The organism is Caldithrix sp. (assembly GCF_056497305.1).
The window spans coordinates 1-16,486 of the sequence record NZ_JBSMDE010000006.1; the positions used below are offsets into that span (position 1 = coordinate 1).

At 45.2% G+C, this 16,486-nt stretch carries 9 protein-coding genes; 2 read left to right on the forward strand and 7 right to left on the reverse strand.

Going from position 1 to position 16,486, the window contains the following annotated elements; translation table 11 throughout:
• Window positions 1–273: 273 nt before the first annotated feature.
• From ACWB0I_RS00695 to ACWB0I_RS00710, 4 genes are all read right to left on the reverse strand, one after another.
• Window positions 274–1,998 (reverse strand): acyl-CoA dehydrogenase family protein, encoded by a 1,725-nt coding sequence (locus ACWB0I_RS00695; RefSeq protein ID WP_479386103.1) that lies wholly within the window; start codon window positions 1,996–1,998, stop codon window positions 274–276.
• Between the two features lie 19 nt (window positions 1,999–2,017).
• On the reverse strand, window positions 2,018–3,037 hold the full coding sequence (locus ACWB0I_RS00700; RefSeq protein WP_479386104.1) for an electron transfer flavoprotein subunit alpha/FixB family protein: 1,020 nt from the start codon (window positions 3,035–3,037) through the stop codon (window positions 2,018–2,020).
• 31 nt (window positions 3,038–3,068) lie between these two features.
• Window positions 3,069–3,959, reverse strand: a complete 891-nt coding sequence (locus tag ACWB0I_RS00705) for an electron transfer flavoprotein subunit beta/FixA family protein (RefSeq protein ID WP_479386105.1) — start codon at window positions 3,957–3,959, stop codon at window positions 3,069–3,071.
• A gap of 263 nt (window positions 3,960–4,222) precedes the next feature.
• Complete coding sequence (locus ACWB0I_RS00710; RefSeq protein ID WP_479386106.1) at window positions 4,223–8,353, reverse strand: T9SS type A sorting domain-containing protein; 4,131 nt, start codon at window positions 8,351–8,353, stop codon at window positions 4,223–4,225.
• Between the two features lie 235 nt (window positions 8,354–8,588).
• On the opposite strand from ACWB0I_RS00710, the gene ACWB0I_RS00715 reads away from it, so the two are divergent.
• The gene (locus tag ACWB0I_RS00715) at window positions 8,589–11,933 is read left to right on the forward strand and encodes a C25 family cysteine peptidase (protein WP_479386107.1); all 3,345 of its coding nucleotides are present in this window, start codon (window positions 8,589–8,591) and stop codon (window positions 11,931–11,933) included.
• 78 nt (window positions 11,934–12,011) lie between these two features.
• Window positions 12,012–13,748, forward strand: coding sequence for an agmatine deiminase family protein (locus tag ACWB0I_RS00720; RefSeq protein ID WP_479386108.1), 1,737 nt, complete (start codon window positions 12,012–12,014; stop codon window positions 13,746–13,748).
• A 20-nt stretch (window positions 13,749–13,768) separates the two neighbouring features.
• On the opposite strand, the gene ACWB0I_RS00725 is transcribed toward ACWB0I_RS00720, so the two are convergent.
• The 3 genes from ACWB0I_RS00725 to ACWB0I_RS00735 all read right to left on the reverse strand — a co-directional run bounded on the left by ACWB0I_RS00725 (window position 13,769) and on the right by ACWB0I_RS00735 (window position 16,403).
• Window positions 13,769–14,980, reverse strand: a complete 1,212-nt coding sequence (locus tag ACWB0I_RS00725) for an ATP-binding protein (protein WP_479386109.1) — start codon at window positions 14,978–14,980, stop codon at window positions 13,769–13,771.
• Window positions 14,981–15,784: 804 nt separating this feature from the next.
• Complete coding sequence (locus tag ACWB0I_RS00730; RefSeq protein ID WP_479386110.1) at window positions 15,785–16,168, reverse strand: PIN domain-containing protein; 384 nt, start codon at window positions 16,166–16,168, stop codon at window positions 15,785–15,787.
• Window positions 16,155–16,403, reverse strand: coding sequence for a type II toxin-antitoxin system Phd/YefM family antitoxin (locus tag ACWB0I_RS00735; protein ID WP_479386111.1), 249 nt, complete (start codon window positions 16,401–16,403; stop codon window positions 16,155–16,157). The genes ACWB0I_RS00730 and ACWB0I_RS00735 overlap by 14 nt, the downstream gene beginning before the upstream one ends.
• Between the last annotated feature and the right edge of the window lie 83 nt (window positions 16,404–16,486).

Here is a 16,486-nt window from a genome sequence, read left to right on the forward strand (position 1 = left end):
AAAACCAATTATTCAACATGTAAGTAAAAAATTTATCGTGCCGGCAAAATTGCACCCCTTCTCTTTTTTAAAGAGAAGGGGCTGGGGGATGAGTTTTTAAAACAGCACAAAAATTTTCGCATCCCGCTGTGGCGGGATTAGAAGTTTTGAAGGAAGTATTCTAAACCTGAGAAAAACGAATGACTAATAAACAACTCAGCCAGTAAAGATTAACAAGGCAAACATGTGGCCCTGCGGTGACAAAAAAACGGGGCTCTGATGAGCCCCTCCGATTTATTGCAATAAAATCTCGTCTGCATGGTAGATGTCAGAAAATTCTTCATTTTTAATGGATGTAACATTGTGCTGGCAATGGGCCAGAGCATGTGAAATATAGCGATTGGCAATCCATATTTTACGGGGATTGATTTCGGCTTCATCCAGCAACAGGTATCCTACGTAAATGTAACCATACATTTCAACCAATTCCTGAGCTGCCACATCCTGAAAATACTTATCATCCTTATCGTCAACAAATTTCAGTGCATCCAGGAATAGTTCACGCATCTGCTTTAAGATTTCGGCCAATCGGGCCAGATTACCTTTGTATTGTTTTTTCTCTTTTTTGGCAAAATATTTGGCCAGTACATCATTAATCACACCGCCAATGGCTGCTACAATTTGCAGCTGAGAAGTTCCCTCGTAGATATTGGTTATTCGGGCGTCGCGTACCAGGCGTTCGATGTTAAATTCGCGCATGTAACCAGCCCCGCCATGGATCTGCAAGGCATCGTAAGCAATTTTGTTGGCGTCTTCTGTTAAGAAGTACTTGGTCAGTGGGGTCAGCAATTCGGCAATTTTAGAAACTTCCTTCAGGCGAGCGCGGTCTTCCGATGTGTCCTTGCCCTGCGCTTTTAGTTTTTCAATTTTTTCTTCCAGTTTGTCGCGCAAATCGACCCATTTGGCCGTAGCATAAAGCAAAGAACGATCACTTTCCAGGCGCACCCGCATATCGATTAGCATATTGGTTACAGCAGGAATGTAGTAAATCGCTTTACCAAATTGTTCCCGAGCTCTGGCGTAATTCAGCGCTTCTTCGTAGGCGGCCTGTGCGATGCCCAGCGCCTGGGCCGAAACTGCCAGACGCGCGCCATTCATCAGATCCATCACATAGCGAATCAATCCAAAACGCCGTTTGCCCACCAACAATGCAGGGGTGTCATTAAACTGGAGTTCACAGGTCGGCGAGCCATGAATTCCCAGTTTATTTTCGATGCGCCGCACTTTTACCGTTTCGTCACCGTAACAGACAAACATACTCAAGCCGCGGCCATCTTTGGTACCCGGTTCAGATCGAGCCAGTACCAACAGAATTTGCCCATTGCCATTGGTAATGAACCGTTTAACGCCACGCAGACGCCACTGCCCCTTTTCATCCTGATAGGCCTGTAACTTAACCGCCTGTAAATCAGAACCCGCATCCGGCTCGGTTAGAGCCATGGCACCGGTCGCTTTGCCTTCTGCAAATTGAGGCAAAAATTCTTGTCGTTGCTCCTCATCGCCATATTTGTAAATCGTTTCAGCGATGTCCTGCAGACCAAAAATATTCATCAATGAGGCATCCGCACGGGAAATCATTTCGATGGCCATCATGTAAATGGTTTTTGGAATATTCAACCCTCCGTATTTACGAGGCAGAGTAAAGCCCATCAATTCTGCCTTGGAAAGATATTCCAGGGCCTGCTTGGTTCCCTTAGCGTAGCGCACGGCGCCATTTTCAAAGTGCGCGCCTTCTTCATCGACGGCTGGCGCATTGGGCGCTACAATATTAGCCGCGATGTCGCCCACAATTTCCAATACCTTACGGTAATTGTCCATTGCATCCTGGTAATCGTGCGGGGCAAAGTTGTATTTTTTGGCTTCTTTAAAATGGTCTTCGGCAATTTCAACAATTTCTTTTAAATCCAGGTTTTCAAACTGAAAGACCAGGTCTTTATTGTCTGTAAAAAAATTAGCCATGGTATCCTCGAACCTCTGTTTATTTCAATTTATGTTTAAAAACTTCGATGAATTGTGGAATCACTTCCATCACATCGCCCACAATTCCATAGTGGCAAATATCAAAAATAGGCGCTTCCGGATCGTTATTGATGGCGATGATTTTTTTTGAATCCTGCATGCCAGCCCGATGCTGAATGGCTCCGGAAATGCCACAGGCAATGTAAAGGCGCGGGCGAACCGTTACACCGGTTTGGCCAACCTGCCGTTCATGTTCTACAAATCCGGCATCCACAGCAGCACGACTACCGGCCACTTCCCCACCCAACAGGTCGGCTAATTCGTAAAGAATCTGGAAATTTTCTTTAGAACCCATGCCATAGCCGCCGGCCACAATGATTGGCGCCGATTTCAGGTTTACGCGATTGTCTTCGCGATGATGCTCTAAAATTTTGACCAGCTCGTCAGCGGCATCCGGAGTGTAAGGAATCTTTGTGATCTTTCCCTTAACGGGCTTGTCCAGTTCATGCATTTCCATAACGCCTTCGCGCACGGTGGCCATTTGCACTCGGGTATCCGGAGTAATGATGGTAGCAATGATGTTCCCGCCAAAAGCCGGACGAATTTGCAGCAGTAAATCTTTGTAATCTTTACGCAGATAGGTCACATCCGAAATTTGCAGGTCTGTACAATCGGCTGTTAATCCGCTTTTGGTATGCGAGGCCACGCGCGGGGCCAGATCCCGTCCGATAAAAGTGGCACCAAAAAGGACGATTCTGGGCTGGTGTTCATCAATCAATTGACTTAAGATCTTACTGTAAGGCAACGTGTTGTAGTCTTTTAGAGCAGGATGATCGACCACCAGCGCTTCTTCTGCGCCAAATTTAAAGGTACGCTTAGCCACGTCATCCATTTGATGGCCAATGACAATAGCCTTTAATGTGCCTTTCAATCGATTGGCGAGTTTGCGGCCCTTGGAGAGCAATTCAAAGCTTACATCTGCCGGAACCCCTGATCGTTGTTCGACAAATACCCAAACTTGCGGCTTCTTTTCTGCCATTTATTTCCCTTCCCAGTTGAATTCTTTTTGCCTATCCCAACACATGATCTTCTAAGAGCCTGTCAATGAGCTGACCAAGCCCTTCTTTGGTTGGTTCAATTTTTACATGCTCATTGCTGGCCAGCACAACGGACTCGACCTTGTGCACCTTGGTGGGAGAACCATGTAAGCCACAACGCTCCGGTTCCACATCCAGATCATCCATGGTCCAGGTTTTAATGAATAAGCCTTTGTTTTCAAAATCTTCAAGCAATCCATTCACGGTCAGCAGTGAATTTTCTTCCACCAATTTTTCAATTTCCATTAATGTGCGTGCGTTTTTGTAAGCCATCACGCGGCGCGCTTTAAACGGCCGGGGGATGGCGGCATCTTTAACCACGGTCAAAAGCAACGGCAGTTTTCCCTGAACCACTTCCTGCCCGCCGTCTATTTTTCTTTTGACGGTAATTTGCTTTTTACTCAGATCAACAATTTCTTCGGTGTAGGTAATTTGCGGGATGCCTAACTTTTCAGCGGTTTGCGGACCGACCTGGGCTGTGTCGCCGTCTATCGCCTGACGTCCGGCAAAAACCAGGTCGTAATCGCCAATTTTCTGCAGAGCTGCGCTCAGCACGTACGAAGTGGCCAGGGTGTCGGCCCCGGCAAATTTTCGATCACTGATCAGAATCGCTTCGTCGGCGCCCATGTAAAGGCATTCCCGCAACACTTCCGAGGCCTTGGGCGGCCCCATGGTCATGGCAATTACCTGTGCGCCGTGTTCATCCTTAATTTGCAAAGCCAGCTCCAGAGCCACTTTATCTTCCGGATTAAAAATCGCCGGTAACATGGCGCGATTAACCGTGCCATCAGGTTTCATAACTTCACCGGAAATATTAGCCGTATCTGGCACCTGTTTGACTAAAACAACAATTTTGTAACTCATATGCTCTTCCCTGTTTGATTGATTGAATTTCAAGGAAAGTGAAATATAAAAAATGAATTTTTATTGTGCAAACCGCTTTTTCACCAGATCGCCTTGATTTTTTTGTTTGACTCAAAACTGATTCAAAAATCGAACAATAAAAATGAAAGTGATTTGAAAAGAATTTCTCTTAATCAGGAGTTTTTTGCTGGACTATGGAGAAAATAAAAAGAGGGCCGTTTTATCTGGCAAAACGGCCCTCTGATTTCGTCGTTTTTAATCTTTTATTTAAGGAAAATCATTTTACGCGTACTTTGAAAGTGCCTGGTCGTCATTTTGTAAAAATAGATTCCGCTGGGCATTCCGGTCATATCAAGCTTCAAAACGTATGAGCCGGGCTGCACTTTGCCCGAAAACACCGTACCGGTTTTTTGCCCGCTAGCATTAAACAGCTCAATTGTTACCACTGCATTTTTCGGGCTGGCAAAGGAAATATGCGTCACTGGATTGAAGGGATTGGGGTAGTTCTGTGAGAGCATGTATTTTGTCGGCAATTCATTTTCTGCGATGGCCGTAATTTCAACCTTAAAATTTCTGGTTTGACTGAAAGGCCCCCAGCCAGCGGGATTAAAAGCCTTTACGTGCCAGTAGTAGGTTTGCCCCGGGATGAGTCCGGAAACAGTGTAGAACGTATCGACCACGCTGGTGTCGATCTGGGCCTGAGTAAACATGGCATCCGTGGAATATTCAATCCAGTAGCGATCTGCAAAAGGTTTGGCTGCAAACCAGACGAAACGAACAGTGTCTGTGGAAACCACGCTGTTGTGTCCCGGATTAATTAAGACCACGGGTTCCGGAGCTTCCAGGGTGGTGAACTCCCACACAGCCGACCAGGCGCTCTGACCGTCGGCGTTGCCAGCCTTTACTCGCCAGAAATAGCGCGTTTTAGGTTCCAGCTTATCGAGCCAAAAATGCGACGTATGGATATTGGGCTTGTCCACAATCCTGTTCTGGAAGTTGGGGTCTTTTGCCACCTGCAAAATGTAAAACTGAGCGCCGTTGACCGGCTGCCATTCCAGTTGAACCTGCAGGGGCATGGCCTGGGCATGATTCCCTGGCGCCTTAAGCTGCGGCGAACTTAAGGTTGTGGAACTCCCGCCTACAAAAAAGGCGTACGTTTCTGAACTCTCCTGAAATAGACGATTTGAACCGTCTGCCGAGTGCCAGTCGTAATCATACATGCGCGCTTTCCAGTAAACAATGGGGTAGTTTTCCAGGCCTTCGGTCTGAAAATAATTAGAAGGCAAATTAACGCTGATGGTGTCCAGCTCAAAATCGTTGCCATTGCGATCCATGGTGTAGGTTTTGAGTCCAGGCGAATCGAAGGTTTCTACAGAATCGAATAAAATCTGCACACGGCTGATGGTCATATTTTCTTTATCGAACGGATCGGGATCGCCATTATTGGTCCATTTAAAGGGTACTTCTTTATCAAGATTGCTTAAATGGGCTGGCTCAAGCAGATGAAAAGGATTGGGCGGGTCATTGTGATTATCAAGATAAAACCAGAACCAGGGGCTGAAAGCGCTGGTATCGATGCCGTCAAAGGCAACGGTTCTGAAGTAAATGCCAAAATTTTCATAGGGCTCCAGCGATAAGGCAATCGTATCCTGAATATCGCCGCGGGCGTCGGGCATGGATTGATTCCAGGCCAGTTTGTGCTTGAACTGTGTGCCGATTAAATGCAACGTAGCCGAAGTGTCTCCTTTTTGATTTGTAAGGCTGTCGGTGTAGATGTAGACGCCAAATAACAAAGAATCCAGTTCGTAATCGCCGCCGTAATTGGGAGCTTTGTTAAAAGCAATGATGGGATGATAGCTGGTATCTGGCGGTGAAGAGGCGCCATCGGTGTAGTACCATAAATTCTGATGAGCCGTAAAAATCTGCGATTGATGGGGCGCCCCCGGAGGCGCATTTCTGTAAAAGAAGCGGTGGATCCATGCCGATGTATCCGTATTTTGGATGGCGCGTACGCGATACAGATAAACCACGCTATCATGCAGGGCGCTGCCGGCAATGGTGTATTCGGTATTTGCCGAACTAATCTGTGCCGTCAATAATCGAACCGCGCCGTCAAGATACTTTTTAGCGAATTCTGTGTCTTTTAGCTGAGTGCTTTTGGCCATTTTGCCGTTCAACTGATTAGTGACCACCGGGCTTCCCACGTTTCGGATATTGGTCCACACCTCCACCTCATATTGATCCGGCGAACCGGACAGTACTTCCCAGCTACCGGTTACGTCAGATCGGCTCTTCAGCCTTTTGAATTCCAGCGATCCGTTAATAGCCAGATTGCCAATTTTAAGCACACTGAGCGCGCTCTGCGAACCATCCAGATGGACAAAGCCCCATCTGGAAAAAGCAGGGATGGTTACCCTAACCCGGCCTGTGCTTTGATCGACAGCCAGGTCACTACCAATCTCAATCCCTTCGGGCTGGTCAATGGAATACCAGGTGGCTTTAAACAATCGACCATAGGAGCTCTGAGAAACAGCCAGTTCCACGGTAAAAGCATTGACCGGCACCGGCTCACGCGTGCTCAAAATGACTGAATCGGACAAAACATGATAGAGATAACTGTGTTTTGTACTATCCTGGTAACGGAAAAAACGCACATAGGGGGGGAACGATTCTGCGTAAACTTCAGGCGCAGGCAAGGCTACATTCATCCATTTTTCAATAGTGTCCCGAATGGCCACCGCCAGATAATTCATATCGGGGTCTGCCTTGTAATTGGTGTAAGCCAGGCCGTACAGATAAGGAGGATAGCCGCTGGGCTCATTAATATTGTGCGCGATATTGATGTACTTTCCGTTGCCGTAATAGACCACCTTCGAATTGGATTGATTGGCCACCGATGTCCAGGCCGGGACGGTATTTTCGTTGCCGTTTTCGTCATACTGGCCACAATATTCTACATTGCCCCGTACGGCCACAATGGTTCCGCCCTGCTCCATAAAATCCAATAGTACATTCTTTTGATTGTCCGTAAGATAAAAAACCTCCGGCAAAAAGACCACTTTGTAATCCTGAAGGTCGGCTAAAGAAAAAACATCGGGCTGATTCAATAAATTCGATGGCAGCCACTTCACCATCAAACTGCGATTAAGGTCCTGTAAAACGAGGATTAAACCTTCCAGTCCACGGTTATCTTTCAGTACCTGGGCCTGGGACATGATTACCGCTGTTTCGCCAAAGGAGGCCACCGAATTAAACAGATCACTGTTATTTTGGGCCAGGTAAAACACAGGATAAGTTCGGTCTGCCGGATATTTTAATTGCGGCAACCCGCCGCTGGCGTAGAGCTGGGCAGCCAGAATCATTTCGGCCTGACTTTCAATATCGATTCCGTAACCCGTGTTGGGATCGCCATCGTCAATATCATTAAGCGTAGGGCTGGACCAGCAAATAAACCGTTTGCCAAATGCTTCGGCCATTTTGGCCCGCGCCGTCACCGTACCATTCAATGGATAATAATTCCCCCATCCAAAGAATTCACCAATGTAATAGTCCACCGCAAAATAGCCATGCCCCTTTCTTGTACCAAACTCAGAAGCCGCATTGATGGCCAGGGTGTATTCTTTGCCCAGAGACTGGGCATATGCCTTACAACTATCGCTGATTATTTGCCAGGACTTTAAGCTTTGCACCGCTTTAAAATCTTTCCAATGTTCCAGCAGTTCCACAACTTCCGGCGGATCGTTTTCCGTGTTAAAAACATTATCATCGTTTTTGCCTTTGCTTATCAGATATTCGGCAAACGTCATGGCGTTGTAATCCCAGTCATAGGTATTAATATTGTTTTCGATGACATACTCTTTAAAGGCTTGCAGGTCATCCTCGTCAAAGGAATCGTCAACGGGCCAGGCGCCATCGTGTTGCGAGCCGTCCGCGCCGGCATCAATGGCCCGTTTAATACAGGAAATCACATAATTGCGCCAGGCCGGGCGGTTGATGTTCTTTGCATTTTCACGCACAACACCTTCCAGGGTGACCTGTGCCCCGAAATTAGGATCGGTAATCCCCTGGTCGTCATTGACAATATCCTGACCGGTAACGCCTTCCAATCTGCTGGCATCCAGATTCAGCCAGTATTTGCTTCCCCGGGCATGAATCTCTTCAATGTACGGCCGGTTTTTGTCCACATCTTCCTTCAAGTAAAACGTAAGTTCGCCATAATTGCCTCCATGGGCCTGTACATCAACCATGATAGGGGCGCTGATACCAGCGTAAACGGTACCTGCCCAGTGCGCATCCTGCAACCAGGTGGCATGGGGGAATAAATTATTGGATTGCGCCGGCGCCTGTATGAAAAAACAACCAAGGAGCCATACGATGGTTAATATTCGTTTCATAAAAACCTCCTTCCTGAAGTCAGAGGCAATATCTGACTTTGCCTCTAACAATCTTGAAAAATGGTTCTGTCCATATCTTCATTTTTCGTCGGTTTACCTAAAAAGTGAAGAAATAAATAAAAATCACACTCCGTTTCTTAAAAATTCGACCTTTTTTTGATCTATTTGGCTTTTTTATTGCAGAATTCGTACGTATATTCAAAAGCAGAAACCTGGAACCGTGGGAGGTTAAATAATGCGTGTTTTCTCACTTTTTTTGGTATTTTTGTTTTCAATATCACTTTTAGGTCGCGACTACCAGATCGATTACCAGCACATAGCCACCGATACCCACCAACTGACATTTAGCCTTAATGAGTATGGAATCAAAATTGTAGAAAAAAACGGCGTAGTGTATTCCGACATCGATTTTAGCAGCAGCGTTCGCCTGCAACAAAAGGGTTACGCAGCTCTGCCTTTTGTACATGCAACCATTCAGTTACCCGATTTAAAAAATGTAGATATGGAAATTGAAACCATTGAATCAGAAGAGGTCCCATTAAGGTACCCCATGCTTCCTTCAAGAGGGGTTATTTACCGCCATCAGAATCCAGACACAATCCCCTACTGGATTGATCCGGCATCGGTTACTGATAGCTGGTATCCCGCTGAATTGGTGCGCCAAACGCGGCCCTTTATTTTGAAGGATGTGCGCGGCACCACCATCTATTTCTATCCATTCCAGTACAACGCCCAAAAAAAGACCCTCAAAGTTTACAAGTCTATTTCCGTCAAACTGATTGAAAATAATGACAACCCGATCAATCCCTTGATCCGTTTGCCCAATACCCGAATTCTGCCGGAGATGAATGGCATTTATACAAGCGTTTTTATGAATTACACAGAATCATCTGCCAATTTAGACTACGGACAGCATGGGGACATTCTGGTCATTTCCACGGCGCGCGATACAGCAGCCGTCAGGCCTTACATTACCTGGAAACGGGAAAAAGGATTTAAAGTCGATTTAGAAGTGGTTCCCAAAGGCACGAATGTCAAAGACCTGATTCAGCAAAAATATGATGAGAACAACAATCTACTCTATGTCTTGCTTATTGGCGATTACGATGATGTACAATCGGACAAGGGAACCAGCGAAAATGGCCCCATGGACCCGCAATTGGGCTGTGTGGTGGGCGACGACAATTATGCGGACATCAGCATTGGACGTCTGTCAGCCAACAATGCCGACCAGGTAACGGTTCAGGTAAACAAAATTATTGAGTACGAAAAAAATCCCCAATCCGGTCTGGATTGGTACAAAAGCGCCCTGGGAATTGGCTCGGCCGAAGGCTCAGGCCAGGGAGATGATGGTGAGGTGGACAAAGACCACATCCAGAACATCTGGGACAATAAATTAGATCCTTTTACGTACGACATCTATTCCACAGCTTACGATCCCGGCGCTACCGATGCCATGGTCACCAATGCCGTGAACAACGGCGTAAGCATCATCAATTACTGTGGGCATGGGTCCATGACCTCCTGGGGCACCACCGGTTTTAATAACGACGACGTGGCCAATTTAAGCAATGGTTCCATGTTACCTTTCATCTTTTCAGTAGCCTGCGTTAATGGCGCTTTTGACGACGGGGATTGTTTTGCCGAAGCCTGGTTACGTAAAGAAAATGGCGGCGCGATCATGTTCCTGGGCAGCACCATCAACCAACCCTGGCAGCCGCCCATGCGCGGACAGGACTATTTTAACGATATTTTAATCGGCGGTTACAACTACGACGACCATCCCGGACAAAACGGCATTAACACCCATGAACAACGCACCTTCATAGGCCCGATTGTGATTAACGGTTTCGCCTTGATGTTAGACGAATCCAATACCTCATCGGATCTGGAGACAGTAGAAACCTGGTGCACCTTTGGCGATCCGGCTTTGCTGGTACGCACCGCACCGCCAGCCGAACTTTCCCTTTCCAATGAAGCCATTGAAGTCGGCAGCGCTTTTTCCACCCATGTAACCAGTAATGGCAACCCGGTTCCCGAAGCCATGGTCTGCATTTCGCAGGATGGTAAATATTACAGTGGATTGACGGACAGCAACGGCGATGTTCAAATCGAGCACGATTTTCAAGAGGGACAGGCTCTTTTAGTGGTTACAGCTTTTAACAAAGAGACAATTTATCGCACGGTTGATGTGAGTACCGGCGATGGGCCTTATGTGGTGGTGGAAAGCTACGCAGTCAATCATCTGGTGGATGGGCCGGAAAGCGAAGTGGAATACAAAGAAGAATTCTATTTAGATGTCAATGCCCAGAACACCGGCAATCAACCCGCTGTAGATGTGCAGGCTTTACTCTCTTCGAATGATGCTTACATCAGCATTACAGACAGCGATTACTTTTATGGCACCATCGACACCGGGCAGGTTGTTGCGGGCCCCATGGCCTTCTTTTTACAGGCTGCCGATGGCACCCCTGATCAACATGTGGTAACCTGCACGGTAACCTTTTCCGATACCTCTTCCAGCCAATGGAATTCCGACCTTACTTTAACCGTTAATGCTCCGGATTTAGCCGATGACGGCTTAACCATTTACGATGATGCCCAGGGCGATGGCGATGGTCTGATCGATCCGGGCGAAACCGCCGATTTCAGCATTCCTCTCTTCAATCAGGGGCATGCAGCCAGCGAAAGCGGCAAAGCGACTTTGACCACAAACAGTCCCTACCTGACCATCCAGACCGATAGCGTGGCCGTACCCGTCCTCTATGTACAGGACACGCTTGCCTGTACGTACACGGTTGTGGCTTCGGCTGACGCTCCGGAAGGTGAAGTGGCTGAGCTTTATTATCAAGCCACGTGCGGCGCCTATTCCGTGGCAGACACCTTTCGCATCAACATCGGGGGTAAAGCGGTTTATCTGATGCAAAACGGCACCTTTGAAGTCAGCGACGGCTACTTTTACGACAGCGGTGGCAAAGACGGCAATTACAGCGCTAATGAAGACTACACCATGACCTTTTTACCGGCCGACCGGGCAACGGTGAAAGTAGAATTTTACTCCTTTTCGACCATTGCTAATTACGACAAGTTGTACATTTACGACGGACCGGACGACACCTATCCGCAGGTGCCGGGCAGCCCCTTTTCCGGAGATGAAAATCCAGGTAAAATAGAAGCTACCAATTCGGCCGGCGCTTTAACCTTTAAGTTCCGATCCAATCCCATCATCGGCGGCACCGGTTGGGAAGCCTCTATTTACAGCACTGGCGTTTCTGCCCTGGACAGAGAAAATGAAACGCCCAAAGCATTTCGTTTGCTGGCCAATTATCCCAATCCTTTCAACCCGCGTACCACCATCCGTTTTCAGCTCCCAGAACAAACGGACGTCCAGGTACATATTTACAATCTGTTGGGACAACAAGTAAGAACTCTCTTTGAAGGAAAAAGGGAAATGGGATTGCATGAACTGAACTGGAACGGCCGTGACGACGCAGGACACATGGTTTCCAGCGGGATTTACATCGTTCAGGTCAAAGCCGGACAACACGTAGCCAGGCAGAAAATCTTACTGGTAAAATAAAGGCAAATCTTGAGGAAACCGCACCCTGGTTTCCTCTTTTTGTTTCTCCCTTTGTATCCAAAGATAACGAGGTTCAAAATGCAAAAACATGGCTTGCTTTTCCTGTTCGTCCTCTTCTTTGTTCAATACACTTTAGCGCAGGGAACCCTGCCCCATGCTTTGAGTCCTCGGGAAAAACAGTTGGTTGCCCATTATCATCCTCCGGTGATCGAAACGGCTTACCAAACACCGCCGCCCAATTCGGTGCGCGCCATGGCCGAATGGGAAGAGCTTTCGGGATTGATGATTACCTGGGCCGATTACTACCATATCCTGAAAGAGATTGTACGCTACGCTCAGGAAGAGTGTCGCGTGTACATTGTGTGCAGCGATTCCAATCAGGTCAAAGCCTATCTGATGTCTAACAATGTGCCCATTAACAATATTACCTTTCTAATTGAAGACTACAACTCCATCTGGTGCCGGGATTACGGCCCCTCTTCCATTTACGAAGAGGGCACGGACAGTCTGTTTTTTACGGACTGGATTTACAATCGCCCGCGCCCGGACGACGATGTGTTGCCTGCTGCCATGGCCACAACTTACAATGTCGATCTTTACCAGATGACCGAATCGCCCTACGATTTAACCGCCACGGGCGGCAATTTTATGACCGACGGCCTGGGCACCGGCTTCTCCTCAAAACTGATTCTGGATGAAAATCCGGACAAAAACGAGGCTGAAATCGACGACATCATGTACCAGTTCATGGGTATCGACCGTTACATTAAATTCGAAACCCTGCCCTATGATGACATCCACCACATTGACATGCACATGAAATTACTGGACGAAGAAACCATACTGGTCGGACAGTACCCGGAAGGGGTGGCCGACGGACCGCAGATCGAGGCCAACCTGCAATATTTGCTGGACAACTACCAGACCTGCTATGGCCGTGATTGGCAGGTTGTACGCATTCCCATGCCACCGGATAAATATGGGCGCTACCCGGATGAAGGGGGCGATTACCGTACCTACACCAACAGTGTGTTTGTTAATAAAACGGTGATCATTCCCACCTACGAAGAACAATACGACACCACGGCTTTTCGCATTTACCGTGAGGCGCTGCCCGGCTACCGCATTGTGGGCATTCCCTGCGATGACATCATCAGCCTGAATGGAGCAATCCATTGCATCACGCATGAACTGGGCGCACGCCATCCTGTCTTCATTGCCCACGCTAAAATCCGTTCAGCCACAGAAACCGAAGCCAGTTACCAGGTAGCCGCTGTCATCCGCAGCTCTGCGGGCATTGACAGCGCCTTAACCTACTGGACGACCGACACCACCGCCGGTTTTAACGCTTTGAAGATGACTTACACAAACAACGACAGCTTTGTAGCGCAAATTCCAGCACAACCCGCCGGCAGCGAAGTGTTTTACTACATCACCGCTTTTGCTGCAAACGGCAAAGTGATCAGCAAACCGCTGGTGGGCGCCAGAGGCGCATGGAAGTTTACGGTTGAAAGTGCTTCTAAAATGGCCACCCGAGATGTTGCGGTGCCCAAATCTTTTTCCATTCTTTCCATTTACCCCAATCCCTTTAACGACCAGGCGGTGTGTAAATTTTCTTTGCCCAAATCAAGTGAAGTTAATTTTACGCTTTATTCCATCGACGGGCGTAAAGTGCAGGAAATCGGCATACACTATTTTAATGTGGGAATCCATCAAATTCTAATTAACGGACAAAGCCTGAGCAGCGGAATTTATTTATTACGCGTTACCGGTCAAAGTTTTTCGATCTACAGAAAAATGGTTTTGATTAAATAGGTCATTCATCATTTTTTAATTTACAATGTTTGTTCTTCTGCAAGAAGAAAATCGATCAGGTTAAGATGTATTATGCCATCACGTTCGCTGATAAAATGCCGATCTAAAGAGAGAACGTATTTCGGGTAGTTGTCCTTAATTTTAGCTAAACTCCCAAATTCACGCTCTATTGTTTCTTCCGAAGCCAATAAATAAGCGACCTGTAAATAGGCCTTTTTGTTTTCCTTTTCTATAATAAAATCAATTTCCTGTGAGCCTAATTGTCCAATTTTTATTGTGTAGCCCCGTTTCAACAATTCAATAAATACAATATTTTCAAGTAACTGATTAATATCCTGTTCTTTATAACCAAGTAATGCATGGCGTAACCCGAGATCAGCCACGAAATATTTTTCTCGAACTTCCAGCAAACGTTTCCCTTTAATATCGTAGCGGGGAACCCGAAAAATAACATGAGCTTCTTCAAGAAATTTTATGTAATTATAAACCGTTTCAATATTTGTGCGCCTGTGCTCTTTTTTTAAAAAATCCACGATACGTTTAGCAGAAAATATCTGAGAAATGTTATCAAAAACAAATTGAATCACTTTTTCCAGAAAAGCGGTGTTACGCAAATTATTTCGTTGAACAATGTCTCTAAGAACAATAGTGTTGTAAACGGCATATATGTATTCAAATATGAATTCATCTTTCCATTGGAGATGATGGATACCGGGCAAACCTCCATATTTCAAAAATTCATTAAAATATTTTTCATCATGTTTAATTTGATTTCGAAAAAGTAAAAATTCACTGTAAGTTAACGGTAAAACCGAAATAGGTATATATCTTCCTCCTAACAGAGTTGCCAATTCCCCGGCAAAGATACGCGCATTAGAACCGCTTATATAAATATCTGCCAATTCTTCTGTATATATTGAAATGATCGCTTTTTCCCAATTTTCAATTTCCTGTACTTCATCCACAAATAAATATAGCTTTTGATTCATTTTATTGTAACGGTTTCGTACCTCCCTGTATAAATCAGTGTAGGTCTGAACATAAGCGTATTGAAGTGATTCTTTATTAATGTAAAAAATGCGTTGGACTTCAACTTTTTTTTCAATCAAGGAATTGATAAACAGCTTAATTAACGTACTTTTACCTGCTCGTCGTAAACCAATAAGAATTTTAATTAAGGGCTTATCCTGCCATGCTTTAAGTTTATCCAGATATATTTTTCTATTATACAAGAAACTTTACTCCTTTATTTGAAATATTTCTGTTATAATGGAAATATAATACCTTCATTTACAAAATCAAAAAAATAAATATCCCGTTTTTAGTTTAGAATACTTCCTTTAAAAGATGTAATCCCGCCACAGCGGGATGCTAAAATTTTAATGCTGATTTAGGGGGCGAATAGCTTGGTCCTGTTATTCCGAATCACGGTTCATCGGGATTAGGAATAACAGACAGCGTGGGCAAAGCAAAAGAGTGTAAGAATGGAATCGTTTAGTCGTTGAGGGGTTTAGTGTTTAAAGATGTCGTCCCTGATGGAAGGCAAGAGTTTAGCGCACCATTTCGATGGTGTAAAAATTTGTTTCCTGCTGATCGCGCAGATTAATGTGGAATTTTTAATCTTTTCTCTGCGATTATCTTCGGAATCTGCGCGAAAAAAATTCTAATACAAAAATATCTTTGAGCCCTTTGCGACTTCTTTGCGCTCTCTGTGTTTGATTAAATCCCTGCTTAAATGTTTTTATTGCGGCTATGCTGCCTTATTTTTATTGTTCGCTAAATTTTTGGTGTACCTAAATCTTCATAAGTACCATAAAACGTTAAATTGAATATAATTTAAACACATTTAGAGAAAAAATCACCTACAGGATAGATAGAAATCATATCATTACTCTGGTAATGTGATTTATTGAGAAACTTGACTTTAAAAGCATACTAAAGCAAATATTAATAATTGTAAACCTCATCTCAATCTTAACTATGCTTTTTGACAAATTATTAAACGGGAATAACCAGAAATGTTTTCTTAAAAGGCTTCATGAAGGGATAAACTTTTGAATTTCCAGATTATTCACGATTTTAAAATGCTTATCGTTAGCGGTTAAAATGGGCAAGCCATGAACAATGGCCGTTGAGGCGATTAGAGCATCTGCCAGCGTTAATGAATGACTAAGATAATAACGTTCTACCAGAAACATTGCCCGGGCTGAAATTTCTTCATCGATCATTAAAATATTCGTCTGCCATGTACGTAAAGCGATCCTGAGCGACTTTAACTCCTTTTTATTCCTCATTCCCTGAACAAGTTCAATGTACGTTACGACAGAAATAGAAAAACTTTCCTGGCTTTCGATAACCTCAAAAGCCCTGTCATTGCCTCGTAAGTACCAGATCAATACATCGGTATCAATCAAAATCATTCAACCGGCCTTCACGAATTTTTCTAACATAGGCAGCAACATCTTCCATTTCTTTTCTGTCCTTCCAGATTCCGAAAAGATCATGGTTTTCTGAACGTACCGATTTCCCCTTTTTTAAAGGGACTAATTTCACCACTGGTTTTCCCCTGTAGGTAATCACAACTTCTTCACCTCGTAAAGCCGTTTCAATCAATTCTTTTGAAAAAAACCTTAGATCTTTTGCTGTGGCTTTCATATGCTCACCCCTAAAACAATTAATTGTTTACACTCAAAAATATAAACTTTAGGCCAATGGATGTCAAATTTTAAAAACTTTTT

Excerpts from the sequence above, each read along its gene's own strand:
- ACWB0I_RS00735 (WP_479386111.1), bottom strand. The coding sequence starts at position 16,403 with ATGAAAGCCACAGCAAAAGATCTAAGGTTTTTTTCAAAAGAATTGATT.
- ACWB0I_RS00695 (WP_479386103.1), bottom strand. The coding sequence starts at position 1,998 with ATGGCTAATTTTTTTACAGACAATAAAGACCTGGTCTTTCAGTTTGAA.
- ACWB0I_RS00720 (WP_479386108.1), top strand. The coding sequence starts at position 12,012 with ATGCAAAAACATGGCTTGCTTTTCCTGTTCGTCCTCTTCTTTGTTCAA.
- ACWB0I_RS00715 (WP_479386107.1), top strand. The coding sequence starts at position 8,589 with ATGCGTGTTTTCTCACTTTTTTTGGTATTTTTGTTTTCAATATCACTT.
- ACWB0I_RS00705 (WP_479386105.1), bottom strand. The coding sequence starts at position 3,959 with ATGAGTTACAAAATTGTTGTTTTAGTCAAACAGGTGCCAGATACGGCT.
- ACWB0I_RS00700 (WP_479386104.1), bottom strand. The coding sequence starts at position 3,037 with ATGGCAGAAAAGAAGCCGCAAGTTTGGGTATTTGTCGAACAACGATCA.
- ACWB0I_RS00710 (WP_479386106.1), bottom strand. The coding sequence starts at position 8,353 with ATGAAACGAATATTAACCATCGTATGGCTCCTTGGTTGTTTTTTCATA.
- ACWB0I_RS00730 (WP_479386110.1), bottom strand. The coding sequence starts at position 16,168 with ATGATTTTGATTGATACCGATGTATTGATCTGGTACTTACGAGGCAAT.